24 protein-coding genes are annotated in these 24,539 nt (G+C 65.1%); 15 read left to right on the forward strand and 9 right to left on the reverse strand.

Annotated elements, in window-relative coordinates:
- Positions 1-333: 333 nt before the first annotated feature.
- Positions 334-1,632: a sugar transferase gene (locus KDC96_RS13435; protein ID WP_212448902.1), complete on the forward strand. Its 1,299-nt coding sequence runs from the start codon at positions 334-336 to the stop codon at positions 1,630-1,632.
- Positions 1,633-1,727: 95 nt separating this feature from the next.
- Here the strand turns inward: KDC96_RS13435 and fabI are convergent, their stop codons facing one another.
- From fabI to KDC96_RS13450, 3 genes are read right to left on the reverse strand one after another with little or no spacing between them, the layout of a single operon-like run.
- Positions 1,728-2,534: an enoyl-ACP reductase FabI gene (gene fabI, locus KDC96_RS13440; protein WP_212448903.1), complete on the reverse strand. Its 807-nt coding sequence runs from the start codon at positions 2,532-2,534 to the stop codon at positions 1,728-1,730.
- Positions 2,531-3,595 carry a YihY/virulence factor BrkB family protein gene (locus KDC96_RS13445; protein ID WP_212448904.1) on the reverse strand — a complete coding sequence of 355 codons (1,065 nt, stop codon included), beginning with the start codon at positions 3,593-3,595 and terminating at the stop codon, positions 2,531-2,533. Before KDC96_RS13445 ends, fabI begins: the two co-directional genes overlap by 4 nt.
- An 11-nt stretch (positions 3,596-3,606) precedes the next feature.
- Positions 3,607-4,575 (reverse strand): DnaJ C-terminal domain-containing protein, encoded by a 969-nt coding sequence (locus KDC96_RS13450; protein WP_212448905.1) that lies wholly within the window; start codon positions 4,573-4,575, stop codon positions 3,607-3,609.
- Positions 4,576-4,807: 232 nt separating this feature from the next.
- On the opposite strand from KDC96_RS13450, the gene pdxH reads away from it, so the two are divergent.
- The 3 genes from pdxH to KDC96_RS13465 are packed head-to-tail and all read left to right on the forward strand — an operon-like array spanning position 4,808 to position 7,219.
- Positions 4,808-5,473 (forward strand): pyridoxamine 5'-phosphate oxidase, encoded by a 666-nt coding sequence (gene pdxH, locus KDC96_RS13455; RefSeq protein WP_212448906.1) that lies wholly within the window; start codon positions 4,808-4,810, stop codon positions 5,471-5,473.
- Between the two features lie 13 nt (positions 5,474-5,486).
- On the forward strand, positions 5,487-6,416 hold the full coding sequence (locus KDC96_RS13460; RefSeq protein ID WP_249171803.1) for a cation diffusion facilitator family transporter: 930 nt from the start codon (positions 5,487-5,489) through the stop codon (positions 6,414-6,416).
- Positions 6,416-7,219 carry a PhzF family phenazine biosynthesis protein gene (locus KDC96_RS13465; RefSeq protein WP_212448908.1) on the forward strand — a complete coding sequence of 268 codons (804 nt, stop codon included), beginning with the start codon at positions 6,416-6,418 and terminating at the stop codon, positions 7,217-7,219. Before KDC96_RS13460 ends, KDC96_RS13465 begins: the two co-directional genes overlap by 1 nt.
- Positions 7,220-7,282: 63 nt before the next feature.
- Here KDC96_RS13465 and KDC96_RS13470 read toward each other — a convergent pair whose 3' ends face one another.
- A complete protein-coding gene (locus tag KDC96_RS13470) occupies positions 7,283-8,422 on the reverse strand; it encodes a serine hydrolase (protein WP_212448909.1) in 1,140 nt (379 codons plus the stop codon).
- Positions 8,423-8,454: 32 nt separating this feature from the next.
- On the opposite strand from KDC96_RS13470, the gene KDC96_RS13475 reads away from it, so the two are divergent.
- Positions 8,455-8,793: a hypothetical protein gene (locus KDC96_RS13475; protein ID WP_212448910.1), complete on the forward strand. Its 339-nt coding sequence runs from the start codon at positions 8,455-8,457 to the stop codon at positions 8,791-8,793.
- A gap of 3 nt (positions 8,794-8,796) precedes the next feature.
- Here KDC96_RS13475 and mnmA read toward each other — a convergent pair whose 3' ends face one another.
- On the reverse strand, positions 8,797-9,969 hold the full coding sequence (gene mnmA, locus KDC96_RS13480) for a tRNA 2-thiouridine(34) synthase MnmA (RefSeq protein WP_212448911.1): 1,173 nt from the start codon (positions 9,967-9,969) through the stop codon (positions 8,797-8,799).
- 166 nt (positions 9,970-10,135) lie between these two features.
- Here mnmA and KDC96_RS13485 point away from each other — a divergent pair, with 166 nt between their 5' ends.
- The 8 genes from KDC96_RS13485 to KDC96_RS13520 all read left to right on the forward strand — a co-directional run bounded on the left by KDC96_RS13485 (position 10,136) and on the right by KDC96_RS13520 (position 18,634).
- Positions 10,136-10,507: a hypothetical protein gene (locus KDC96_RS13485; RefSeq protein ID WP_212448912.1), complete on the forward strand. Its 372-nt coding sequence runs from the start codon at positions 10,136-10,138 to the stop codon at positions 10,505-10,507.
- Positions 10,504-10,803 (forward strand): DUF1153 domain-containing protein, encoded by a 300-nt coding sequence (locus tag KDC96_RS13490; RefSeq protein ID WP_212448913.1) that lies wholly within the window; start codon positions 10,504-10,506, stop codon positions 10,801-10,803. Before KDC96_RS13485 ends, KDC96_RS13490 begins: the two co-directional genes overlap by 4 nt.
- A gap of 102 nt (positions 10,804-10,905) precedes the next feature.
- On the forward strand, positions 10,906-11,172 hold the full coding sequence (locus tag KDC96_RS13495; protein WP_212448914.1) for a GlsB/YeaQ/YmgE family stress response membrane protein: 267 nt from the start codon (positions 10,906-10,908) through the stop codon (positions 11,170-11,172).
- Between the two features lie 252 nt (positions 11,173-11,424).
- Complete coding sequence (locus tag KDC96_RS13500; RefSeq protein ID WP_212448915.1) at positions 11,425-12,624, forward strand: efflux RND transporter periplasmic adaptor subunit; 1,200 nt, start codon at positions 11,425-11,427, stop codon at positions 12,622-12,624.
- Between the two features lie 69 nt (positions 12,625-12,693).
- Positions 12,694-16,218: an efflux RND transporter permease subunit gene (locus KDC96_RS13505; protein WP_212448916.1), complete on the forward strand. Its 3,525-nt coding sequence runs from the start codon at positions 12,694-12,696 to the stop codon at positions 16,216-16,218.
- Positions 16,219-16,338: 120 nt separating this feature from the next.
- Positions 16,339-17,559 carry a DUF445 domain-containing protein gene (locus KDC96_RS13510; protein WP_371815561.1) on the forward strand — a complete coding sequence of 407 codons (1,221 nt, stop codon included), beginning with the start codon at positions 16,339-16,341 and terminating at the stop codon, positions 17,557-17,559.
- Between the two features lie 64 nt (positions 17,560-17,623).
- On the forward strand, positions 17,624-18,106 hold the full coding sequence (locus KDC96_RS13515) for a hypothetical protein (RefSeq protein WP_212448918.1): 483 nt from the start codon (positions 17,624-17,626) through the stop codon (positions 18,104-18,106).
- 138 nt (positions 18,107-18,244) lie between these two features.
- Positions 18,245-18,634, forward strand: coding sequence for a hypothetical protein (locus tag KDC96_RS13520; protein ID WP_212448919.1), 390 nt, complete (start codon positions 18,245-18,247; stop codon positions 18,632-18,634).
- Positions 18,635-18,692: 58 nt separating this feature from the next.
- Here the strand turns inward: KDC96_RS13520 and KDC96_RS13525 are convergent, their stop codons facing one another.
- Together KDC96_RS13525 and KDC96_RS13530 are read right to left on the reverse strand one after the other, a co-directional pair.
- Positions 18,693-19,625, reverse strand: coding sequence for an electron transfer flavoprotein subunit alpha/FixB family protein (locus KDC96_RS13525; protein WP_212448920.1), 933 nt, complete (start codon positions 19,623-19,625; stop codon positions 18,693-18,695).
- A 29-nt stretch (positions 19,626-19,654) separates the two neighbouring features.
- Positions 19,655-20,401, reverse strand: a complete 747-nt coding sequence (locus tag KDC96_RS13530) for an electron transfer flavoprotein subunit beta/FixA family protein (RefSeq protein ID WP_212448921.1) — start codon at positions 20,399-20,401, stop codon at positions 19,655-19,657.
- 461 nt (positions 20,402-20,862) lie between these two features.
- Between KDC96_RS13530 and KDC96_RS16485 the strand changes: the two genes are divergently transcribed.
- Positions 20,863-21,585 (forward strand): DUF6265 family protein, encoded by a 723-nt coding sequence (locus KDC96_RS16485; protein WP_249171804.1) that lies wholly within the window; start codon positions 20,863-20,865, stop codon positions 21,583-21,585.
- A gap of 70 nt (positions 21,586-21,655) precedes the next feature.
- On the opposite strand, the gene sucC is transcribed toward KDC96_RS16485, so the two are convergent.
- A complete protein-coding gene (gene sucC / locus KDC96_RS13545) occupies positions 21,656-22,855 on the reverse strand; it encodes an ADP-forming succinate--CoA ligase subunit beta (RefSeq protein WP_212448922.1) in 1,200 nt (399 codons plus the stop codon).
- Positions 22,856-22,998: 143 nt separating this feature from the next.
- Here sucC and KDC96_RS13550 point away from each other — a divergent pair, with 143 nt between their 5' ends.
- The gene (locus KDC96_RS13550) at positions 22,999-23,778 is read left to right on the forward strand and encodes a 3'(2'),5'-bisphosphate nucleotidase CysQ (RefSeq protein WP_212448923.1); all 780 of its coding nucleotides are present in this window, start codon (positions 22,999-23,001) and stop codon (positions 23,776-23,778) included.
- Positions 23,779-23,803: 25 nt separating this feature from the next.
- Here KDC96_RS13550 and KDC96_RS13555 read toward each other — a convergent pair whose 3' ends face one another.
- The gene (locus tag KDC96_RS13555) at positions 23,804-24,499 is read right to left on the reverse strand and encodes an OmpA family protein (protein WP_212448924.1); all 696 of its coding nucleotides are present in this window, start codon (positions 24,497-24,499) and stop codon (positions 23,804-23,806) included.
- Between the last annotated feature and the right edge of the window lie 40 nt (positions 24,500-24,539).

Below are 24,539 nucleotides of genomic sequence, written 5' to 3' on the forward strand. Positions count from 1 at the left end.
CGAAAATGGGCTCGCCAAACGATTGAAGACGCGGACGATCGCATGCCGCGACCGGATTGGCGGCCCCTCTACAGCCCGGCCCCGCGCCAAGGCAACCGCATAATTGGCCCCGGCTCGGCTGCGGCGTGCGGTGCGGGAATGCTCCGATTCGGCGCAAATGATCGCCGTGACGGGGTGTCGCAGCCGCGCTATCCGCGCGGTTTGCAAGGGTTTCTCCCGCCTCTGCGCCGCCGCTGCCTTCGCCTATCGCCGCCCTTGCCCGCCCGTTCGGCGGGTTTAAGGGCGGTTTCGGGGCCTGACCGGATTGTCGGGGAACGCGCAGGTATAACAATAATGATATTCGAACCGATCACTTCGGCAGCGCGCATGCGCGGTCGCAACGATCCTATCACCTCCATCATCCGGTACGGAGTGGCGTGGACCGTCGTCGTGTTCGCGCCGCTGATGCTGTACGACCTGCTGGGCATCACCGAAGCCTTCATCGATCCGACCATGATCAACACCGGCGTGGCGGCGACCGTGGCGCTGTTTTTCGGCATGTACCTCGCTGGTCGGGTGCTCGATTTGCCGGGAACGCGCGGGACGGTGCACGGCGTGCCGATCATGTGGACGAGCTTCATCATCGCGGTGATCGTGATGTTCGCACTGCGCACCGACTACAGCCGTGTGATGTTCGGCTATTCGGCGGCGGTTTCGACGCTGATCGCGATGCAGCTGCGCTGGAGCAACCGCACAATGCGCCAGCAGCCGTTCTATCTCGTCCCGTTCGGCAAGGCGATGCTGATGGAGGAGATCGAAGGGTTTCCGGTGCGCCGGCTGTCGCGGCCCGAGATTCCCAACGATCGCGCCGCGAATATCGTCGCGGATTTCCGCGCCGACCTGCCCGACGAATGGGAGCGTCTGCTGGCGCAGGCATCGCTCGCCGGGGTGCCGGTCTATCATTACAAGCAGCTGACCGAATCGCTCACCGGGCAGGTGAAGATCGAGCACCTGTCGGAAAACTCGCTCGGCTCGCTGGTCCCGAACCAGTCCTACACCCCGGTCAAACGGCTGGTCGACATCATCGGCAGCCTCGCCGCGATCGCGCTGACACTGCCGGTCATGTTCGCGCTGGCGCTGGCGATCTGGCTGGAAGACCGCGATTCGCCGTTCTTCGTCCAGAGCCGCACCGGCATGGGTGGCAAGCCGTTCCGGATGTACAAGTTCCGCTCGATGTCCAATCGGGCCGCACCGGAATGCGACGACAGCGCGCGTGAGGACGCCATCACCAAGTCCGAAGATGCGCGCGTCACCCGGATCGGCAAGTTCATCCGCAAGTTCCGGCTCGACGAGCTGCCGCAGCTGTTCAACGTGCTGAAGGGGGAGATGAGCCTGATCGGCCCGCGTCCCGAAGCCAACGCGCTGGCCGAATGGTACGAGGACAACCTCGCGTTCTATTCGTACCGCAACATCGTGAAACCGGGGCTGACCGGCTGGGCGCAGGTCAACCAGGGCCACGTCGCGACGCTCGAGGACATCGACATCAAGCTGCAGTACGATTTCTACTACATCAAGTATTTCTCGTTCTGGCTCGACGTGCTGATCGTGATGCGCACGATCCACACCATCGCGACCGGATTCGGCTCGAAATAGAAGGTGGTGCCACCGCCGTTCGTGTCGAGCGCGGTCGAGACACATGTACGCGGACGCCTCTCGACTTCGGTCAAGGCGAACGGAGAAGTGGTGGGCTACGTCTCCAGGGTAAGGTCGGGCGCGTCGACCTGCTTCATGCCAACCGTGTGATAGCCGGCATCGACATGGTGGACCTCGCCCGTCACGCCCGAGGACAGGCCCGACAGGAGGTACAGCCCCGACCCGCCGACATCGTCCAGGGTGATCGTGCGGCGCAGCGGCGAGTTGTACTCGTTCCATTTGAGGATGTAGCGGAAATCGCCGATCCCGCTCGCCGCGAGCGTCTTGACCGGCCCGGCGCTGATCGCGTTCACCCGGATGCCCTGCGGGCCAAGATCGTTGGCGAGATACATGACGCTGGTCTCCAGCGCGGCCTTGGCGACGCCCATCACGTTGTAGTGCGGCATGACCTTTTCCGCGCCGTAATAGGTCAGCGTCAGGATGCTGCCACCATCGGGCATCATGTCCGCCGCGCGCTTGGTCACGGCCACCAGCGAATAGGCCGAGATGTTCATCGTCAGCAGGAAATTGTCGAGGCTGGTATCGACGTATTTCCCGCGCAGCTCATTCTTGTCGGAAAAGCCAATCGCGTGGACCACGAAGTCGATCGTGTCCCAGCGCTGCTTCAGCGCCGCGAATGCCGCGTCGAGCGACTCCATGCTCGACACGTCGCATTCGAAGGTGAAATCGCTGCCGAGCTGTTCGGCGAGCGGCTTCACGCGCTTGGCCAGCGCCTCGCCCTGATACGAAAACGCCAGCTGCGCACCGTGTTCGGCGAGCTGCCTGGCGATGCCCCAGGCCAGCGACTTGTCGTTGGCGAGCCCCATGATCAGCCCGCGCTTGCCTTCCATCAGACCGCTCATGACGCACTCCCTTCCTGCATTTCGCCCTCACGTGCGAGGGCCCGTTCCATGGTTTCTTCCTTGCACGGTTCCGGTTCGGCCAGCGCCGCGTTCAGCTCCGCCCCGATAACGAGGCCGAGCCCGACGAGCCAGAAAAAGAACAGCGCGATGATGATCCCGGCGAGGCTGCCGTACGTCAGGTTGTAGGCAAAGACGCTGCGCAGGATCGGGGGCATCGCAGTGGTCACCCCCAGCCACCACACGGTCGTGAACAGCGCGCCGGGCCATTTCGGATAGCCCCGCTTGCGATATTCCGACGGCGTCAGCGTATAGAACAGCATGTACAGCGACAGGCCGAGCCCGATCGCGGGGATGATCCGCGAGACCTGGAGGACGGCGATCGCTTCGGAGAGCTGCGGCAGTGCCGCATCGATCACCTGCTGCGCGGTGCCGATCACCACATGCGCAAAAAGCGATGCCATCAGCAGCACCACCGCGCCCAGGATCAGCCCGGCCGACAGCAGGCGGTATTTCCAGAAAGCGTAGATCGACCGCGTGCCATAAGCGCGGCGCAGGATGTCGCGAATCGTTTCGACCAAGCTCGATACGGTCCACAGCGCCACCGCCGCGCCGAACCACAGCAGCCAGCCCTCGCGCGCGCCCATCACGTCCTGCGCCACCGGAGCGATTGCGCTGGCGACCGTGGGCGGCATCGCCATCACCACGGTATCGACCAGCGCGTTGGTTTGTTCGCGCCCTCCGATCAGTTCGAACGCCGCCGCGCCGAGGATGAAGAACGGGAAGATCGCCAGCATCGACAGATAGGCGAGATTTCCGGCGTGGATGAAGCCATCGTTATAGGTGCCGACGGCGGTGCGCTTGACCACTTCGAAAGCCCGGGTGCCCGGCCCGGCGAGAGCGACGAGCCGTTCGGCGAGGGTGCGCCTGGCGGGGCGCTCCGGATCGATTCCGCTGCCGACGAGCGCGTGAATGCGCGAGCGGGAATGCCGCCGGCGCGCTTCGGGTGTGAGCGAGATGACCTCGCGCTCGTCGGGGGGAGGAATGGTGGGGGGAACTTCCATGACGCCGGGCGTCAAAGCCCGAATTTCTCGCGTGGTCTTGCCGGATCGACCCAGTCGCCTAGCTGTTGTTCGAGCTTTTCGAGATCTTCGGGCAGCTGGATTTCGAGCGTGACCAGCTGGTCGCCGCGCTCGACGCCGCCGGGCCCGGTCTTTCTGGTCCAGCCCTTGCCCGCGAGCCGCATCACCGTGCCGCCGCTGGTGCCGGGCTTGATCGTCAGCATCACCGGGCCATCGACGGTCGGGCATTTGACCTTCGCGCCGCGGATTGCCTCGCTCAGCGTGATCGGCAGATCCATGCGGATATTGTCGCCGTCGCGGTGGAAGAACGGGTGCGCGCCGATTTCGATCACCACGATCCCGTCGCCGGGCCCGCCGGGCCCGTCGTGACCCTTGCCGCGCAGCCGCATCTGCGTCCCGTCGGTCACGCCGACCGGCAGCTTGAGATTGATCGCCTTGCCATCGGCCAGCGTGATCCGCTGATCGCGACCGGCGGCGGCATCGACGAACGGCACGGCGAGCCGGTACTGGATGTCGGCCCCGCGCCGGGGCGGGGGAGGCGGTGGTCGCTGGCCGAACCCGCGCCGGGCCCCGTTGCCGCCCGTGCTGCGCGCCTTTCCGCCGCCGAACAGTCCTTCGAACAGGTCGCCGAGATCCATCTCTTCGGCCCCGAACCCGCCGAAATCCTGCTGACGATAGCCGCGCGCGCCCGACCCGCCGGCAAATCCCCTGCCGCCCATTCCCGCGAACGGGTTGAGCGGATTGCCATCGGCATCGATCTCGCCGCGATCGAACTGCGCGCGCTTGTTCTTGTCCGACAGCAGGTCGTAGGCCTTGGTCACGTCCGAGAACCGCTCGGCCGCGTTGGGCTTGTCCTTGTTGCGGTCGGGATGCAGCTCCTTGGCGAGCTTGCGATAGGCGCTCTTGATGTCGGCCTCCGAGGCCGTGCGCGCTACACCAAGGGTGCCATACGGGTCTGCCATGGTGTTTTAGCTAGGTGAGGCAGTGCGCGGGTGCAAGCGTGCGATGCAATGTGCAAACAGTCGGGTTAAGGTGCGGGGCGGTTTCCTATGGCGTTCCAGAGGCGTAGGAGAACGCGATGTGCAGCGGTTTCGTCAACTTGGCCCTTGCCAAGCCCGCGCTCTTGCCGCTTGGCAGTCTGAGCGTTTCAGGACTGTGTTTCATGTGTTCCAACCCTGCATCAGGTGCCACGAAATGAGTGAATCGACCCACCGTCCCGCCAGCCTCGATGAGGCGCAGCTGGCCGATAGCCACATCCCCGGCGGAGCCGATCCCTACGTCCTGTTCGACGAATGGTTCGCGCTGGCGCAGGAAAGCGAGCCCAACGATGCCAACGCGATGGCGCTCGCCACCGCAACGCCCGAGGGTGCGCCTTCGGTGCGGATGGTGCTGCTGAAGGGGCATGGCGCGCACGAAGGCGGCTTCACCTTCTTCACCAATGCCGAAAGCCGCAAGGGCGAGGAGATTCGCGCCAACATGCAGGCCGCGTTGCTGTTCCACTGGAAGAGCCAGCGCCGCCAGATCCGCATCACTGGCCCGCTGGTGGAGGTCTCGCCCGAGCGCGCCGATGCCTACTTCCATTCGCGCCCCTACAAGTCGCAGGTCGGTTCGGCAGCGAGCGACCAGTCGCGTCCGCTGCCCGACCGCCAGACTTATATCGACCGGGTCAAGGCGCTGTGGGCGCAGCATCAGCGCGCGGGCGAGGTCCCGCGTCCGGCGCACTGGACCGGCTTCACGCTGCGGCCCGAGCGGATCGAATTCTGGATGGACCGCGACAACCGCCTGCACGATCGCCGCCTGTTCACCCTGTCGGGCGCGGGCGATGCGCTCGAGTGGACCGATACGCTGTTGTACCCGTGATCGGGCTGTTTCCTTGAGCGACAACGCCAGCCTGACGCGCAGCGCCGCCTATGCGTCGATCGCGACGGCGCTGTTCCTTGCCGCGATCAAACTGTGGGCGACCGCGCGCACCGGCTCGACCGCGATGCTCGGCAGCCTCGCGGACACCGCGCTCGATCTCGTCGCCTCGATCGCGACGCTGATCGGCGTCACCATCGCCGCGCAGCCGCCCGACAAGAAACACCGGTTCGGCCACGGCAAGGCGGAATCGCTCGCGGCGATGTTCCAGGTGATCCTGATCGCGCTGTCGGCGGCGGGGATCGGCTTTCGCGCGATCCTTGCACTGATCGAGGGGCAACGCACGACCGCGGCGCAGGAGGGGATCGCGGTGTCGCTGGTCGCGATCGTCGCCACGCTGGCGCTGCTGGCATGGCAGCGCCACGTCGTGCGCAAGACCGCATCGGTCGCGATCAAGGCCGATCACGTTCACTACCAGTCGGACCTGCTGCTCAACCTCGCGGTGATCGCCGCGCTGGTGGCCGACCAGATGCTCGGCATTCCGGGAGCCGATCCGTTGTTCGGCCTCGCTATCGCCGGGTGGCTGCTCTGGGGGGCATGGGGCACGGCGCGCGAGGCGGTCGATCACCTGATGGATCGCGAATGGCCCGAGGACAAGCGCCGCAAGCTGGTCGAGCTGGCCGCCAAGCACCCGGAACTGGAGAGCCTCCACGACCTGCGGACGCGCACCAGCGGGACGCGTGATTTCGTGCAGTTCCACGTCGACCTGCCGGGCGACATGACGGTCGCACAGGCGCACGACATCATTGAGCGCGTCGAGGCAGATCTCGAAAGCCACTTTCCCAACACCGACCTGCTGATTCACATCGATCCCGAAGGCCATGTCGACGAGCCGGGCAACCCGCTGCAGGAAGCCGACGAGTTCGACAAGCTGGAGGACGAGTGATGCCCGCCATTCCCTACTGGCATGTCGATGCCTTTGCCGCGCAGCCCTTCGGCGGCAATCAGGCGGCGGTGATGGTGCTGGACGCGTGGCTGCCCGACGATGTGCTGGTAAAGATCGGGGCGGAGAACAACTTCGCCGAGACCGCCTTTCTGGTGCGCGACGAGACGGGTCAGGCGGATTGGGAATTGCGCTGGTTCACGCCGACCAATGAAATCCGCCTGTGCGGCCATGCGACGCTCGCAAGCGGGCACACGCTGTTGACGCACTTTGCGGAATATGCCGATTCACCGAACGTCACCTTCCTCACCCGCAAGTCCGGTTTGCTGGAGGTGCGCAGCGAGGGGGATGCCTACGAGGTTGGTCTACCCGCCATCCCCACCGAGCGCGAAGACTGGGCTGACGCGGCCGATGTGCTCGGCGGGAACCCGGACGAGGCATGGCGCAATCCGCTCGGCTACAACCTGTTCCTGTACGAAGACGAAGCGGCGATCCGCGCGCTCGCGCCCGACTTTCGCAAGCTGGCGGCGCTCGGGGATCACCTGTTCGTGTGCACCGCGCCGGGCACGGCGAGCGATATCGTCAGCCGGGTCTTTGTCCCCGCGCACGGGATCGACGAGGACCCGGTAACCGGCGGCGCGCATGCGGTGCTGACCCCATTCTGGTGCGCGCGGCTGGGTCGGGGCACCTTCACCGCGCACCAGGCCAGCGCGCGGGGGGGCGATCTGACGTGTCGTCTCGATGGTGACCGCGTCTGGCTCGGCGGGCCGTGCGTGACGGTCGTGGAGGGGGTGTTCCATTTGTGAGTTCCTGCGAATGCAGGAAACCAGCCTCATCCGGCGCAACTGGACTCCTGCTGTCGCAGGAGATCACCTCGCCGGATAGAGCGCCAGCACATCCGCCGCCTGTTGCAGCATCGGCGGGCGCTGTTCGCTGGTCGAGTGGCCCAGCCGCACCAGCGTGAGCCGTTGCTCGGGCGACACCAGCACATACTGGCCCATGTGCCCGATCAGCGAGAACAGGCTGTGCGGCGCGCGGTCGGGGAACAGCGGGTGGCCCCATTCGGAGCCTTCCTTGCCAAGCGGGCGGTTGAGCCAAGTCTGAAACCCGTATTGCTGCGCCGTCGGGCTGGGCTTCGTCATCGCCTCGATCCAGCGGCTCGGCACCAGTTGCTCGCCGCCCGGCGCGCGGCCCTTGCGGCGCATGAACTCGCCGAACTTTGCCCAGTCGCGCGCGGTCGCATGCATCAGGCTGCCACCGATCAGCGTGCCCGAGGCGTCGTATTCGGGCACCATCGAACTCATCCCGAGCGGATCGAACAACCGCTCGGCCAGATACCCGCCGACCGCGCGGCGCCGGGCATCGGGATCGCTGCTTCCGGTCAGCGCGCGGGCGGCGATATCGGCGAGAATCACGGTGGTGTTGGAGGAATACTCGAATCGTTCGCCCGGTTCGGATTCGAGCGGTTGCTCGGTTGCCCACCGCGCCATGTCGTCGCGCCCGTCGAGGAACAGCATCCGCACTTCAGAGGATTCGTAGGGCGGATCGCCTGCTTCGGTATGCCGCAGCCCGGCGCGCATCTGCAGCAGGTGGCGCAAAGTGATCTCGGCGCGCGGATCGCCCGGGCGCTGCCACATCGGCTCCGGCGCGGGGTCGTCGAGCGTCAGCTTGCCGTCCGCTACCAGCATGCCGATCAGCACCGCGGTGATGGTCTTGGCCATCGACCACGATACGAACCGCGTGTCGGCATTGTAGCCCTCGCCGTAGCGTTCGGCGGCGATCTTGCCATCGGCCATCAGCACCACCGCGCGGGTTTCGCCCAGACCTTCGATCGTGAACAGGTCGTCGATTTCGCGGGCGAGCTGGTCTTTCGGCGCGCCGGCGTCCGCTGTCACCGCCGCCAATGCTTCGTCGCTCAGCGGGGGCGGACCAGGCGTCGGCGCGTTGCCACACGAAGCTAGGCTTGGCAGGACCGCCACAGCGACGATAAGGGGAAACGGGCGCAGCATGATCGCGCCCTCAATTCCCCAAGCTTTTCGGAATGGCAATGGCAAAACCGCAGCGTTCGACATCCTCCCGTTTCGGCCTGTGGCTGCTGCTGATATTCGGGATTGCCATCGCGGGCGCGCTCTATGCCTGGCGCGAGCCGATCCACGGTTATGCCTCGGTCGGGACGTCCTATGCTGCACGTGTCGCGTGCTCGTGCCGCTTCGTCGCCGGTCGAGCGATGGAGGATTGCGAAAAGGACAAGCTTGCCGGAATGGAGCTGGTCACACTGGTCGACGACCCGGAGGCGAAGAGCGTCACCGCGCGCTTCCCGCTGGTGACGTCCAGCACCGCTACCTACCGCGAGGGCTATGGCTGCGTACTGGAGCCGTGAGGGCTAACTGGCTACCGGCGTGGTCGCGTCGATCCAGCCGCCGCCGACCACGCGCTCGCCGGCATAGATCACCGCTGCCTGTCCGGGCGCGACGCCGAATTCGGGCTCGGCGAAGCGGATCGTGGTGCTGGCGCCATCTCCCAGCGGCCCGTCGAGCGTTATCGGTACTGGCTTGGCAAGACTGCGAACCTTGGCGGTCAACTGTTCGTCAGGGATCGGGCCGATGCGGTTGGTTTCGATCAGCGCCGCGCTTTCGACCGCCAGCATCCGCTTGGGGCCGACACGTACCTCGCGGTTCTCGGCATCGAGGCCGATGACGTAGAGCGGTTCGGGCTGGCCGCCGATTTCCAGTCCCTTTCGCTGGCCGACGGTGAAATGGATGATCCCCTTGTGCTCGCCCAGCGTCGCTCCGGTGGCGGCATGGACGATAGCGCCCGGCACACCGCCTTCGGGGCGCAGTTTGGTGACGATCTTGGCGTAGTTGCCATCGGGAACGAAGCAGATGTCCTGGCTGTCGGGCTTGTCGGCGTTTCTGAGGCCCGCCTTCTCCGCCAGTTCGCGCACCTGCGTCTTGGGCAGGCCGCCCAGCGGAAAGCGGATGTAGTCGAGCTGTTCCTGCGTGGTCGCATAGAGGAAGTACGACTGGTCGCGCGCCGGATCGACCGCGCGATAGAGGTGCGGGCCGCCCTCGTCCGCCTCGACCCGGCGGACATAGTGCCCGGTCGCGAGGCAATCCGCGCCCAGCTCGCGCGCCATGCGGAACAGGTCGGTGAACTTCGGCCCCATGTTGCAGCGGATGCAGGGCACCGGTGTGCGCCCGGCGAGATACTCGTCGGCGAACTGCTCGACCACGTCTTCGCGAAACGCGCTCTCATGGTCGAACACGTAATGTGCGATGCCCAGCCGATCGCACACGGCGCGCGCATCGCGAATGTCGTCGCCTGCGCAGCACGCACCCTTGCGCCCGGTCGCCGCGCCGTAATCGTAGAGCTGCAAGGTGATGCCGATTACCTCCGCTCCGGTGTTGTGCGCGAGCGCGGCCACAACCGACGAATCGACGCCGCCGCTCATCGCCACCACGATCCGGCATTCGGACGCGGGGCGGGGCAGGTCGAACAGGCCGACCGTGTCGAGCCCGAAGGCCGGACCGGTATCGAGAGGCGATGCAGTGTCCATGGAAGCGCGGCAATATAGGCAAACGACCGCCGATGCGCCAGTCCGGCGGGGCGGGAACGGGCTGCAAACGGCAAGAATCCGCTTCCGGTTCGACCCGCGCTATTCCTAAGGGGTGGTAAATTGCGGTTTTACCCGATCTTGACGACCGCGCTCTAAACCGACCGGCATGTTTGAGAATCTGACGCCGATTTCTAAAGCCCTGGACAGAGATGACGTGCCTGGCGACCTGCTGGTCGGCAGCCGCGATCCGGTGCCTGGACGGGGCGGGGATGCGCTGCGCGCGATGCAGTGGAGCGAGCTTACCGCCCGGCTAAACGCCGCGCGCGACCTGCGCCGCGTCCTGCGCCGCGACGCCCGACACAACATCGCCAGCGCCGCAGCCAGTTTCGGTGATGCCGCCGCGACCTATTTCGAGTCGCTCGGAAATGGCGAACGGGCCGTTAACCCTGTTGCTTTAGGGGCCTCTAAAGCCTCTTGCGCCACATTTTGTGAACCGGGAGCCGACGCGGCATCAGGCGATACGAGAGACATGCGATGATTGAGAACCAGGACATCCGGCCGGCGCAGGTGATCGGTCCGCTCGGCGAGCCGCTGACGCTCGACGACCTGCCCTCGCCCCAGACCAAGCGCTGGGTCGTGCGTCGCAAGGCCGAAGTCGTCGCTGCGGTCAATGGTGGCCTGCTGACGATCGACGAAGTGCTCGAACGCTACAGCCTCACGCTTGAGGAATTCGCCTCGTGGCAGCGCGCGGTCGACCGGTCGGGCATGCAGGGCCTGCGTGTCACTCGTATCCAGCACTATCGCGACCTCTACGAACGCCAGCTCAAGTACTGAAAAAACCACAAAAATCCGAGTAGCCGGATCGATTATCCAGCCCGGACATTTCCTTATTGCTGCGCTTGCCCTAGGTAACGCTGCACAAAAAGGAGGACTGTCATGGGTTGGATTATTGCGCTTGTCGTCGGGGGAGTTGCGGGTTGGCTCGCCAGCTTGGTCATGAACCGCGACGCATCGATGGGAATTTTCTGGAATATCGTGGTTGGCTGCGTGGGCTCGATCGTCGGTAACGCCATCGCCGGACCGCTGCTGGGAATCACCGGCAGCGTGCAGGAATTTTCGATCACCGGCCTGATCGTGGCCGTGCTGGGTGCGGTGGTGCTGCTCGGTGTGGTCAACCTGATCCAGCGGGGCAGGGTGCGCTAAGCGCGCCTGAGGCTTCGCTTCAGCCGAATTTCGACGACGGCGCGGCCAGAACCGGCCGCGCCGTCGTTTTGTTTGTTTGGTTTCAGCGCGCTGCGACCACCGATCGGCGCGCTTAACCTTCGTCTAGGCTCAAAGTCGTCAGTCGAACCGTGGATTGCCCCGACAGCATGCGAGTCCTAAGACCTATTGCGCCTAGTGAGTTATACCGATAATACACCCAAGTCATTCCGGCATGCCGTTTAAGGGAACCGCATGAATTTCGAGACCACCATCACGGCCGAAGCCGCCGACAATGTCGCCGCCGATGTCGATGGCGGAACCGCCGACCCGCGCAACCGGCGTTCGGGCGTCGGGCGCTGGTTGCTGCTCGGCGGAATCGGCATTCTCGGCCTGCTGCTCGCGATCGCGGCCTATTTCGCACTGACTACCGGGGAACCGGTGGGCGCCGGCGACGACGAATCGCAGGCTCCGGTAGTAACCGTGATCGCCCCGGGCCGGACCACGATCGAAGGCGTGATCGAGGCACCCGGAACCATCGCGGCGCGGCGTGAAATGCCTGTCGGCGTGGTCGGCGAGGGCGGTCAGGTCCTGACGGTGAGCGTCGATGCGGGCGACTGGGTCAATGCTGGCCAGGTGCTGGCGGTGATCGACCGCTCGGTGCAGACCCAGCAGGCCGCCGCGCAGGCGGCGCAGGTCGAAGTGGCGCGCGCCGATGCCGGGATCGCGCAGTCCAATCTCGACCGTGCGCTGCAACTGGTCGAACGCGGCTTCATTTCCAAGGCCGATGTCGACCGGCTGACCGCGACGCGCGACGCCGCCGCGGCCCGCGTCAAGGTGGCCGAAGCGCAGCTGCGCGAACTGCGCGCCCGCAACGCCCGGCTCAACATCATCGCCCCGGCCTCGGGCTACGTGCTCGAACGCAATGTCGAACCGGGCCAGACGGTCGGCGCGGGAAGCCCGGCGCTGTTCCGCATCGCGCGCGGCGGCGAAATGGAAATGCTTGCCGCGCTCAGCGAAACCCAGCTGGCGGGAATTTCGCAAGGCGTATCGGCGCGCGTCGTGCCGACCGGGTCGGACAAGGAATTCACCGGGCAGGTGTGGCAGCTTTCGCCGGTGATCGACCAGCAGAGCCGCCAGGGCACTGCCCGGATCGCGCTGTCCTACGCTCCCGAACTGCGGCCGGGCGGGTTCGCCACGGCCCGGATCAACAGCGGGACCGTGACCGCCACGGTGCTTCCCGAAAGCGCGGTGCTCGCCGACGATCAGGGCGCGTTCGTCTACATCGTCGACAAGGACAACAAGGCGAGCCAGAAACGGGTCAAGACCGGGATGGTGACGCCGCAGGGTATCGCCATCACTGAAGGGCTTTCGGGCACCGAGATGGTGGTGGTGCGCGCAGGCGGCTTCCTCAACCCGGGCGAAACCGTCAATCCACGGCGGCAGCAAACCTAGACGCCATCCGGACGCAGATCCGGTGCGTATCACAAAGGGCAAACGACGCGAGAGACAGGCAGACCAGACATGAATTTCCGTAATCTTTCCGCCTGGTCGATCCGCAACCCCGTGATCCCGCTGGTGATCTTCACCGCGCTTTTGTTTGCGGGGCTTGTCTCGTTCTCGCGCATGGACGTCACCAACAATCCGGATGTCGAATTCCCCGGCGTGCAGATCGGCATCTCGCAGCCCGGTGCCGCGCCGACCGAAATCGAAAACCAGATCACCCAGCGTGTCGAAAGCACGCTGGCCGCCATCAACGGCGTGAAATCGATCAATTCGACCGCGAGCGAAGGCAGTTCGAACACCTTCGTCGAATTCGAAATCGGTACCGACCCCGACGATGCAGTGGTCGAGGTCAAGAACGCGATCGACACCGTGCGCGGCAGTCTGCCCGACGGCATCCTCGAACCGCGGATCACCAAGGCGGAGATCGCGGGCGGCTTCCTTGGCATCTACGCGGTGCAGGCCGACGACATGACGATCGAACAGCTGAGCTGGTTCATCGACGATACCGTTGCCAAGCGGTTGCAGGACATTTCCGGCATGGCCGAGGTCGGTCGCTGGGGCGGGGTCGACCGCGAAATCGAAGTGATCCTCGACCCGGCGAAAATGCAGGCGCTGGGCGTCACCGCGTCGCAGATCAATTCGGTCCTGCGCCAGTCGAATGTCGATGCGGCAGGCGGGCTGGCCGAGGTGGGCGGGACGCGCCAGTCGCTGCGCGTGCTCGGAAACACCGACACGGCATTCGAACTGTCGCAGCGGCAGATCCAGCTCGGCGGCGGGCGCACGATCCGCCTCGCCGACATCGCCACCGTGCGCGACGGTTTTTCCGAGCGGACCTCGATCGGCGAGGTCGGCGATCGTGAAGTCGTCAATTTCTACATGAGCCGTGCGCGCGGCGCGTCCGATGTCACCGTGTTCGACGAGGCCAAGGCCGAAATCGAGAAGATCGAGGCGGAAAACGAGGGCATCAAGTTCATCCCGCTGTTCAACACGGTGGTCTACACCGAAAGCCAGTACAAGAGCTCGATGGCGGCGCTGATCGAAGGCGCGCTGCTCGCGGTGGTGGTGGTGTTCCTGTTCCTGCGCGATTGGCGCGCGACCTTCATTTCCTCGGTCGCGATCCCGCTGTCGGCGATCCCGACCTTCTTCTTCATGGACCTGCTGGGGTTCAACCTGAACTTCCTGTCGCTGCTCGCGCTGGCGCTGGTCGCGGGCGTGCTGGTCGACGATGCGATCGTGGAGATCGAGAACATCGTCAGACACATGCGCATGGGCAAAACCGCCTACCAGGCCAGTATCGACGCGGCCGACGAGATCGGTCTGCCGGTGGTGGCGACCAGTTTCTGTATCGTCGCGGTGTTCCTGCCGGTCGGCCTGATGCCGGGCATTTCCGGGCAGTTCTTCCAGAACTTCGGCCTCACCGTGGTGGTCGCGGTGCTGATGTCGCTGGCGGTCGCGCGGATGATCACGCCGCTGATGGCGGCGTATTTCCTGTCGGCCAAGGGCCACGCCTCGCACGGCGAGGGCACGTGGATGGATCGCTACATGCGGGTGCTGCGCTGGACGCTCGAAACCGGCAAGATGAAAGCGCGTCGGGGCGACACAACCAGCCCGCGTTCGCGGTTCCTGTATTCGCTGGCGCTGCTGATCGCGGTGATCGTGATCCTCGGCGTTACCGCCGCAGCCATGTTCGGCGCCTTCGGAGCGCTGTCCGAGTTCGAGATCCCGAACCAGGTGGCAGGCGCGGTGTCGAGCGATTCCAATTCCTGGCTGTATTTCCTGGTGTCGAAGCTGTTCGAGATCATGCAGGTTGCCGCCGTCACCGCCGTCGCCTTCATCGCGGGCTGGCTGGTGTTCAAGGTATTCGAGCTGCCGTCGCGCTCGAACGGCAGGTTCGGACAAGGCGTGCGCTACCTCACCGCCCGGTTCTACGATCACCGCATCTGGATGCTCGGGGTCGGGTGGTTCTCGCTGCTGATTACCGTGCTGCTGTTCGGCCAGATTCCCGGGCAATTCCAGCCTTCGATCGACGATTCGAACAGCACGGTCGATATCGAGATGGTGCCGGGCACCACGCTCGAGACCACGAAGGGCGTGGTGAAGCAGGTCGTCGCCGTTCTCGAACAGCAGCAGGAAGTCGAGCTGATGCTGGAGCGGACCCGGATCGGCAACGCCAACATCTACATCACGCTCAAGGAAGATCGCGAACGCAGCTCGATCGAATTCGAGCGCGAAGTCGGGCCGCTACTGCAGGATATCCCCGACGCCCGCGTGCGGTTCGAATCGCAAAGCGGCGGCTTCGGATCGGGTCGCGACCTGACCGTGATGCTCGCCGGTTCCAACCCCGAACTGCTCGAACAGACCGCGACGACGCTGGTCGAGCAGATGAAGGGCATCGAGGACATCGTCGCCCCGCGCATCAGCGCCGACCTCAACCGGCCCGAAATCCTGATCACCCCGCGCGAGCAGATCGCCGCCGAATTGGGCGTGACGACGGTTGCGCTGTCGCAAACGATCCGCATCGCGACTCTCGGCGAAATCGAACAGAATGCCGCGCGGTTCTCGCTCTCCGACCGGCAAATCCCGATCCGGGTCAAGTTGTCGGAAGAGGCGCGCACTGACCTGACCACGATCGAAAACCTGCCGGTGCAGACGCTCAATGGCGGTACGGTGCCGCTGGGCAGGGTGGCGGATATCGAATTCGGATCCGGCCCGACCGCGATCCAGCGCTACAACCAGAACCGCCGCGTGCTGGTCGGCGCGGATCTCGCCAGCGGCGTGGTCAAGGGCGAAGCGCAGCAGCAGGTCGATGCGCTGCCGATCCTGCAGGACCTGCCGACCGGCGTGATCCGCGACGTGGTGGGCGAGGACGAATGGCAGCAGGAGATGCTGCAGAACCTGATGGTGGCGATCGTCGCCGGGGTGCTGCTGGTGTTCGCCTGCCTGGTGCTGCTCTACAAGCGGTTGATGAGCCCGCTGGTCAACATGACCTCGCTCGCGCTCGCCCCGCTCGGCGGAATCCTGCTGCTGTGGCTGGTCGGCATGCCGCAGACCATGCCGGTCTATATCGGCATCCTGCTGCTGCTCGGGATCGTGTCGAAGAACTCGATCCTGTTGATCGACTTCGCGATCGAGGAAATGGCGAAGGGCACCGGCAAGCTCGAATCGATCATGGAAGCCGGGCACAAGCGCGCGCAGCCGATTGTGATGACCACCGTGGCGATGACGGCGGGGATGATCCCGACCGCGATCTCGCTCACCGGTGACGGTGCCTGGCGACAGCCGATGGGGATCGTGGTGATCGGCGGCCTGATTATGTCGACGCTGCTCACGCTGCTGATCGTGCCGGCGGGCTTCAGTCTTGCCGACGGGTTCGAAAAGCGCGCCGGGCCGTGGCTGCGCGAACGCATGCTGACTTACAAGCCGGGCGACGATACCAGGCCGCATGCTCCCCCGGCCGACGATCAAGCGCCCGACGTGCCGTATCCGGGCGCCGGCGCGACACCCGCCACGCGGTTGCCACCGGGTGCCGAACCGGCCGAATGAGCCGGGGATGCGTGACGGATCGTTCATTTGACGGCTATTAGGACGCCTATGGCGACCAAGGCGCGGCCTATCCCCCTCAAGTTCGGCGGCGAACCGCTGACCGCCGATCGTGCCCGGCGCATGCGCTGGACCGCGACCGGGCTGCTGGCGGCGATGGCGGTGCTGTTCTTCACCAGCCATGGCCTTGTGCCGCAGCATCCGGCGTGGGGCTACGTCAATGCCTTCGCCGAGGCGGCGATGGTCGGCGGGCTGGCCGACTGGTTCGCGGTGACTGCGTTGTTCCGTCATCCGCTCGGCCTTCCGATCCCGCACACCGCGATCATCCCCGAGAACAAGGACCGCATCGCCGACACGATGGCGCAGTTCCTGCAGGAGAATTTCCTCACGCCCGCGGTGGTCGCGCGGCGCATGTCGGGGATGAACATCGCCCGTGCAGTCGGCGATTTCCTGGTCGCCAGTCCGGAGGAATCGGGCCTCGACACCCGCTCGCGCATCACCGGCGGCGCGGCGGAGCTGTTCGCCGAACTGCTCGAATCGCTCGACCCCGACCGGCTCGGCAACCAGGTGCGTTCGGGACTGGCGGGCCAGTTTGCCAAGATCGATATCTCCCCGCTCGCCGGGCGCATGCTCGAGGGCGCGATCGCCGACCGGCGGCACCTGCCGCTGATCGACGGATTTATCCGCTGGGCCGGCCTGACGATCGAGGACAACGAGGAAACCGTACGCGAGATGATCCACAAGCGCGCCAACGCAGTGCTGCGCTGGACCGGGCTCGACGAGCGGATTTCGGCGAGCGTGCTCGACGGGATGTACAAGCTGCTGGCCGAAGTGCTGGTCGATCCCGAACACCCGCTGCGCCACAAGATCGAGGAAGGTCTCGAAAAGCTCTCGCAGGATCTCCAGCACGATCCGGTGACTCGCGAGCGGGTCGAGGAAATGAAGCGCGACCTGATCGAGAACCCGGCCGTGGCCGAATGGTGGATGGGCGTTTGGGAACGCATCCGCCGCGCGCTGATCCGCCGCGCGCGCGAGGCCGACAGCCCGATGGGGATCGAAATGCGCAAGGCGCTGGGCGATCTCGGCACTGCGCTCACGCAGGACGAGCGGCTGCAGGTGCAGATAAACCGCTTCGCCCGGCGCACTGCGGTCGGCATCGCCACGCGCTACGGATCGGAGATCGTCACGCTGGTGTCCGACACCGTCAAGCGCTGGGACGCGACCACGATCACCGGGCGAATCGAGAATGCGGTCGGGCGCGACCTGCAGTTCATCCGCATCAACGGCACGCTGGTCGGCGGGCTGGTCGGCATGACCTTGCATTTCATCGTCAGCTTCCTTTGACCCGGCAGGTAGGTAGTCGTCCGCAATAGATCGGCCCTGCGCCCGGCCGTTCTTCTATCGTGCGATGGAACTTTCGAACGACAATTTGCCGCCGCAGCGGATCGTGCTTGCCGAAGGCGCGCAGGCGGTGATCAACGGCGCACTGGTGACCGCTCTCGCCCCGTGCACGATCGAGGTGGGCGCGGGTGCGTTCGTGCTGAGCGGTCGCGCGCTGTCGGTCAGCAACCCGCTGCGCAACCCGCGCGAGGAGCTGTATTTCTCCGCGCTCGAAGCGGGCACCGATGCCGCGCGGTTCGACGATGCGCGGTTCCGTCTGTTCAATTTGCTGGCACAGGTCGTGGCGCACGAACCCAGCTATCAGGGGCAGCGCGAATGCGCCGCATGCGCTGCGGCGCTGATGGCGGGCAATGCCGACGATACGATCCGCAGCGCCGCACGGCTGGCGTCCGAGCGGCTGGCAGAGCCGCGTGGGGAAAGGTTTGGAGCGGTCTGGCGCTCCGGCTCGCGCCGGACATCCGCGGGCGCCGCGATGGAGGCAAAACCTTAGTCGCGTAAAATCGGGATGAGGCGCGCAGCGTGAGCGCCGTCACGGACAGGAATTTCGCAAATCCGGAGAATGGCCCTTCCGATCGACTTGTGCGGCTTGGCGCAGGCGGTCGCCACCGAAATCTGGAAGGACCCAATCATGAGCGAACAGACACTCGAATTCCGGAACGGCCATTGCGTGACCGAAGGCCAGCATGATCTCGAGAAGACCGACGATTGCTTCCGCTGCTTCACCGCGATCCAGGACGTGCCCCCGCAAAAGACGCTGTTTCTTTCGGTCGACGGCGAAATCCTGATCGGCAACCCTGGCATCGATGTCGAGCTGACCTACGCCGTGCCGCAGGGGATCAACCCCCACATCCTGATCCTGCGGGCCGACCTGATCCAGAAACCGGGCTTCTGGCCGCAGGTGATGACGTGGAAGCCGGCGCGCTATCGTTCGGGCATGGTGCAGGACGGGCAGTATGCCGAGGTGCAGATCATGGCCCCGTTCGGCGATCACACTGTCAAGGTGACCGAACGCCAGTAAGTGGCGGTCGCGGACGGGGGCGAGCCGCTCTGCAACCCGCCCCTTCGCAGCCTCCGGTCTAGCCGAGCGCCCCGGTCAGTTCCGGCACGGCGTTGTAGAGGTCTGCCACCAGGCCGATATCGGCGACCTGGAAGATCGGCGCGTCCTCGTCCTTGTTGATGGCGATGATGACCTTGGAATCCTTCATCCCCGCAAGGTGCTGGATCGCGCCGGAAATGCCGATCGCGATGTAGACTTCGGGGGCGACGATCTTGCCGGTTTGGCCGACCTGGTAATCGTTGGGCACGTACCCGGCATCGACCGCGGCGCGCGAAGCGCCGATCGCCGCGCCGAGCTTGTCGGCGAGCGGGGTGATGATCTGTTCGAAGGTTTCGCTGTCCTTGAGCGCGCGGCCACCCGAGACGATGACTTTCGCGCTCGTCAGTTCGGGACGCTCGCTCTTGGCGATTTCCGCACCGACGAAGCTGGAGAGACCAGAATCGCCCGGGCCGCTCGCGTCTTCGATCGAAGCCGAACCGCCTTCGGTTGCGGCCTTTTCGAATGCGGTGCCGCGCACGGTGATGACCAGCTTGGGATCGGACGATTCGACCGTGGCGATCGCGTTGCCGGCGTAGATCGGACGGGTGAAGGTCTTCGGCCCTTCGACCGAGAGAATGTCCGAAATCTGCATCACGTCGAGCAGCGCGGCGACGCGCGGCGCGATGTTCTTGCCGGTGGTGGTGGCAGGCGCGAGGAACGCGTCGTAGCTTTCCATCAGGCCAGCAACCAGCGGCGCGACGTTTTCGGCGAGCGCGTTGGCGTAGGCGGCATCGTCGGCCTTCAGCACCTTCGAAACGCCGGCGATTTTCGCAGCCGCATCGGCGACCGAGCCGCAATCGTGGCCTGCGACCAGTGCGGTGACGTCACCGAGCTTGCCTGCAGCGGTGACGACGGCGAGCGTCGCATCGTTGACGGTTGAATTGTCGTGTTCGACCAGAACCAGAGTGTTCATGTTGCTATACCTTTCCTGTCCGGGCCGCCTCAGGCGATCCCCAGAGCCTTGATCTTTTCAACCAGCGCGGCGACGTCCTCGACCTTTTCACCGGCCTGGCGCACCGGCGGTTCGGCTACGTTGGTGGTGGTGAGACGCGGCGCGATGTCGACGCCGTAATCGCCCGGAGCCTTGGTATCGAGCGGCTTCTTCTTCGCTTTCATGATGTTCGGCAGCGAAGCGTAGCGCGGCTCGTTCAGGCGCAGGTCGGTGGTGACGATTGCCGGGAGCGTCAGCTTGACGGTCTGGAGACCACCGTCGATTTCACGCTTTACGGTGACGCTGTCCCCATCGACCTCGACGGTGTTGGCGAAGGTGCCCTGCGGACGGCCCATCAGCGCGGCGAGCATCTGGCCGGTCTGGTTCGAATCGTCGCTGATCGACTGCTTGCCGAGCAGGATCAGGCCCGGCGCTTCCTCATCGGCAATCGCCTTGAGGATCTTCGCGACGGCCAGCGGCTCCACCTCCTCATCGGTTTCCACGAGGATCGCGCGGTCGGCACCCATCGCGAGCGCGGTGCGCAGCGTTTCCTGCGCCTTGGCCGGGCCGATCGATACGGCGACGATTTCCTCGGCCTTGCCCGCTTCCTTGATCCGGATCGCTTCTTCGACCGCGATCTCGTCGAACGGGTTCATGCTCATCTTGACGTTGGCAAGATCGACGCCCGAACCGTCGGCCTTGACCCGCGGCTTCACGTTGTAATCGATCACCCGTTTGACGGGGACGAGGATTTTCATGGGTTCGTGTCCTTCCCTTTGGTCACCCGAACTCTCGGGGCCTTGCTGTGCGAATGCGTTGGTGCCGAACTAGCTCGCGTTTACGTAAACGTCAAGTAGCGGCGACGGCTGGGTTCTCTTTTGCGTGTCTGTCGAATCGAGGTCTCGCGCTACGTCGTTGCTGCGTCAACCCTCCCATTTGCTGCACTTTGCGTTAGAGTTGCACGGGGGAGAACAGTGCGGACGGGAGAGCGTGTAATGTTTGCAATCGAGCGCATATTGGGAGCAGCTCTGGCCGCACTATTGCTGGCCGGAAGCGCGGGCGCGCAGGAATCGCCGCTGGAAACCAGGCTCGGGGAGGAGGGCTTCGAATCGCCTCCGGCGACTCTCGCGCAGATGGATTGGCTGGTCGGTCAGTGGACCGGGGAAGGGATCGAGGGCGCTGCGGCAATGGAAAGCTGGCTGCCCCAGCTGGCGGGACGATGGTCGGCACCTTCGTGCAGGAGACCACCGACGGAGCGATCATGTTCACCGAGCATCTCTACCTGATGGAGGAGAATGACACGCTGGCGCTGCGCTTGAAGCACTTCAACGCCGACCTGACCGGGTGGGAGGAGAAGGACGACATGCTCACCTTCCGCCTCGTCGCGATCGAGCCTTGTGCGGCCTATTTCAACGCGCTGACCTTGCGCTGCGTCGATCCAGACAATCCCGGCAGCGGAATCGTCGCAGCGGTGCGGATGAAGAGCGACAAGCCCGAGCCGCAGGAGCTGGTGTTCCGTTTCGAGCGCATGGGGGAGCCCGGAAGGACCATCTGCCCGGACTCGACGACGACGCTCGACATGAATCAGTGCTACGCCGACATCGCGACCGCGTCCGACGAGCGCCGCAAGCGCTATTTCGACGCGGCCATCGCGCGCGAGACCGAGAGCGCGGCAGAGACGGAGCGAATGCTGGGCGAGACCGAGCCGGACACGCAGCACATCGCGCAAATGCGTGCCAGCGAAACGGCATTCGAGGCCTATCGCGAGGCCGAGTGCGGCGCGGTGTGGGAAAGCTGGAAGACCGGCACGATCCGCACAATCATGGCGCTCGGCTGCCAGATCGAACTCACCGACCGGCGCACGCACACGATCTGGCAGAATTGGCTGACCTATATGGACAGCACCCCGCCGACCCTGCCGGAACCGATGCCGAGCAGGTAGGAATACGTCTGACTCCTGTCGGTCGTGCTAGCGCCGAGGACGCCCGCCCGGATGGGCGGGCGTAACGAAATCACGCAGCCTGCTTGACCTCGGCGACGATCTTCTTCGCGGCGTCGCCCAGATCGTCCGCCGGGACGATCGGCAGGCCGGAATTGGCGAGGATGTCCTTGCCCTTCTGGACGTTGGTGCCTTCGAGGCGCACGACCAGCGGAACCGACAGATTCACTTCCTTCGCCGCCTGCACGATGCCTTCGGCGATCACGTCGCACTTCATGATCCCGCCGAAGATGTTGACGAGGATGCCCTCGACCGCCGGATCCTTGAGGATGATCTTGAACGCTGCGGTCACCTTCTCGGTGGTGGCACCGCCACCCACGTCGAGGAAGTTCGCCGGGAACGCGCCGTTGAGCTTGATGATATCCATCGTCGCCATGGCAAGGCCCGCGCCGTTGACCATGCAGCCGATGTTCCCGTCGAGCTTGATGTAGGCGAGGTCGTACTGGCTCGCTTCGACTTCGGCCGGGTCTTCCTCGGTCTCGTCACGCATCTCCTCGATCGCAGGGTGGCGATAGAGCGCGTTCGAATCGAAGCTCATCTTGGCATCGAGCACCAGCAGTCTGCCGTCCTCGGTCTCAACCAGCGGGTTGATCTCGAGCATCTCCGAATCGGTCGCGACGAAGGCATCGTAGAGCTGCCTGGCGAGCTTCTGCGCCTGCTTGTTGAGATCGCCGCTTAGCTTCAGGCCGAATGCGACGGCGCGCCCGTGATGCGGCATGAAGCCCTGAGCCGGGTCGATAGTGATGGTGGAGATCTTCTCGGGCGTGTCGTGCGCAACCGCCTCGATATCCATGCCGCCTTCGGTCGAAACGACCATGGCGACGCGGCCCGTGGCGCGGTCGACCAGCAGCGAGAAGTAATATTCCTTGGCGATATCAACGCCATCGGTGACGTAGAGGCGATTGACCTGCTTTCCTTCGTCGCCGGTCTGGATCGTCACCAGCGTGTTGCCGAGCATCTCACGCGCGTTGGCTTCGACTTCCTCGACGCTCTTGGCGAGCCGCACGCCGCCCTTGGCATCCTCGGGCAGCTCCTTGAACTTGCCCTTGCCGCGCCCACCGGCATGGATCTGCGCCTTGACCACGTAGAGCGGGCCGGGAAGCTGCCTGGCTGCCGCCACCGCCTCCTCGACCGAAAGCGCCGCGTGTCCGTCCGGCACGGCGATCCCGTGTTCCTTGAGCAGTTCCTTGGCCTGGTATTCGTGGACGTTCATGAGCGCGTGATCCCTTGCGTGATGGAAGCCCTGCCGTTTCGCTCCGAGCGGAGGCAGGCGGGAGGAGAAGAATTGCGCAGGGCCTAAGCACGGATCGCATGGCTTGAAAAGTGGGGTTTGTGCGACCACGACTGATGGCGACCATGATCGACCGGAATCGCCTGACAGAGATCGCCCGCGAAGCGGGCAGGATTGCGCATTCGCGCTGGCCCGGCGCGGGCCATCGGGTCGAGTCCTGGGACAAGAGCCCGGGCAACCCGGTGTGCGAGGCCGATCTGGAGGTCGATGCATTTCTGCGTCGCGAGCTGGGTGCCCTGCTTCCCGCAGCCGGATGGCTGTCCGAAGAGACCGCCGACGATCCAGCGCGGCTGAAGAACGACCTGCTGTGGCTGGTCGATCCGGTCGACGGGACGCGCGATTTCGTGCGCGGGCGACCGGGCTGGGCGGTGTCGATCGCGCTGATCAGCGCCGGCAAACCGCTGATCGGGCTGCTTTCCGCGCCGGCACGCGGCGAGGAATGGTGCGCGGTGGCAGGGCAGGGCGCGACGTTGAACGATGCGCCGATCTCCGCCAGCTCGCGCGCGCAATTCCCGGGGGCGCGGGTGCCGATCGACCAGCTGCCGAAGGCGGATTCGGACCTCGTCGCGGTCGAAAAACCCAACTCGATCGCGCTCAGGATCGCGATGGTCGCGGATGACCGGGCAGATCTGGTGGCGACTCTGCGCTGGGGTTTCGAATGGGACGTGGCGGCAGCGACCCTGATCGCGCGCGAGGCGGGTGCGGAGGTCTCGGACGCGTTCGGCAGGCCGCTTGCCTACAACAAGCGTGATCCGCGCGACTTCGGCGTGCTCGCCTGCTCGCGCAAGATCCACGGCGAGGCGGTCAGTCGCCTTGCGAAAAGGGCGGAATCGCTGTCCAGATGATCCCGCCCTCTCCCGATTCGATCGGTCAGTTGCTGCGCGCGGCGGAGACGTCCTCCTGACTGATCGGAATGATCTTGATCTCGACCCGACGATTGAGCGGTTCGTTCACTCCGTCGCCGGTCTTGACCCGCAGGAAGTCGTAGCTTTCCCCGTAGCCGCGGGTTTCGATCCGGCTGCGCGCAACCCCGCGCGAAGCGAGATAGTTCGCGACCGCTTCGGCGCGGCGTTCCGACAGACCCTGGTTCAGGGCTTCCGAGCCGGTCGTATCGGTGAAACCATACACGTCGATCAGGCTGTTGGGATACTTGATCAGACTTTCCGCGACCGTGTTGAGCGTGTCGTAGAAACCGGGATTGATATCGGCAGAGCCGCGCGCGAAAGTCACGCCGTCGGGCAGGCGCACCAGGATCGCGTCGCCATCGCCCACTTCCTCGACATCGACGCCGCTGCCTTCGGTCATTTCGTCGAGCTCGCGGATCTGGTCGTCGAACTGCTTGCCGATTACCGCACCGGCGCTGCCGCCGATGCCGGCACCGATGATGCGTGCGGTGTTGCCTCCGATTGCGCCACCCAGCAGATAGCCGAGCGTGCCGCCGATACCGGCACCGATGGCAGTGCGCGAAATCTTCTGTTCGCCGGTATTGGGGTCGGTGACGCAGGCGCTGGTGCCGAGCAGCGCCAGCGCGGCGGTGCCTGAAAGCAGGATCCGGGATGTTTTCATTATGGTTCTCCTCCATTTAACCGTTTGATATACAAACAAA

This window comes from Erythrobacter sp. JK5, from assembly GCF_018205975.1.
Taxonomy (GTDB): domain Bacteria; phylum Pseudomonadota; class Alphaproteobacteria; order Sphingomonadales; family Sphingomonadaceae; genus Erythrobacter.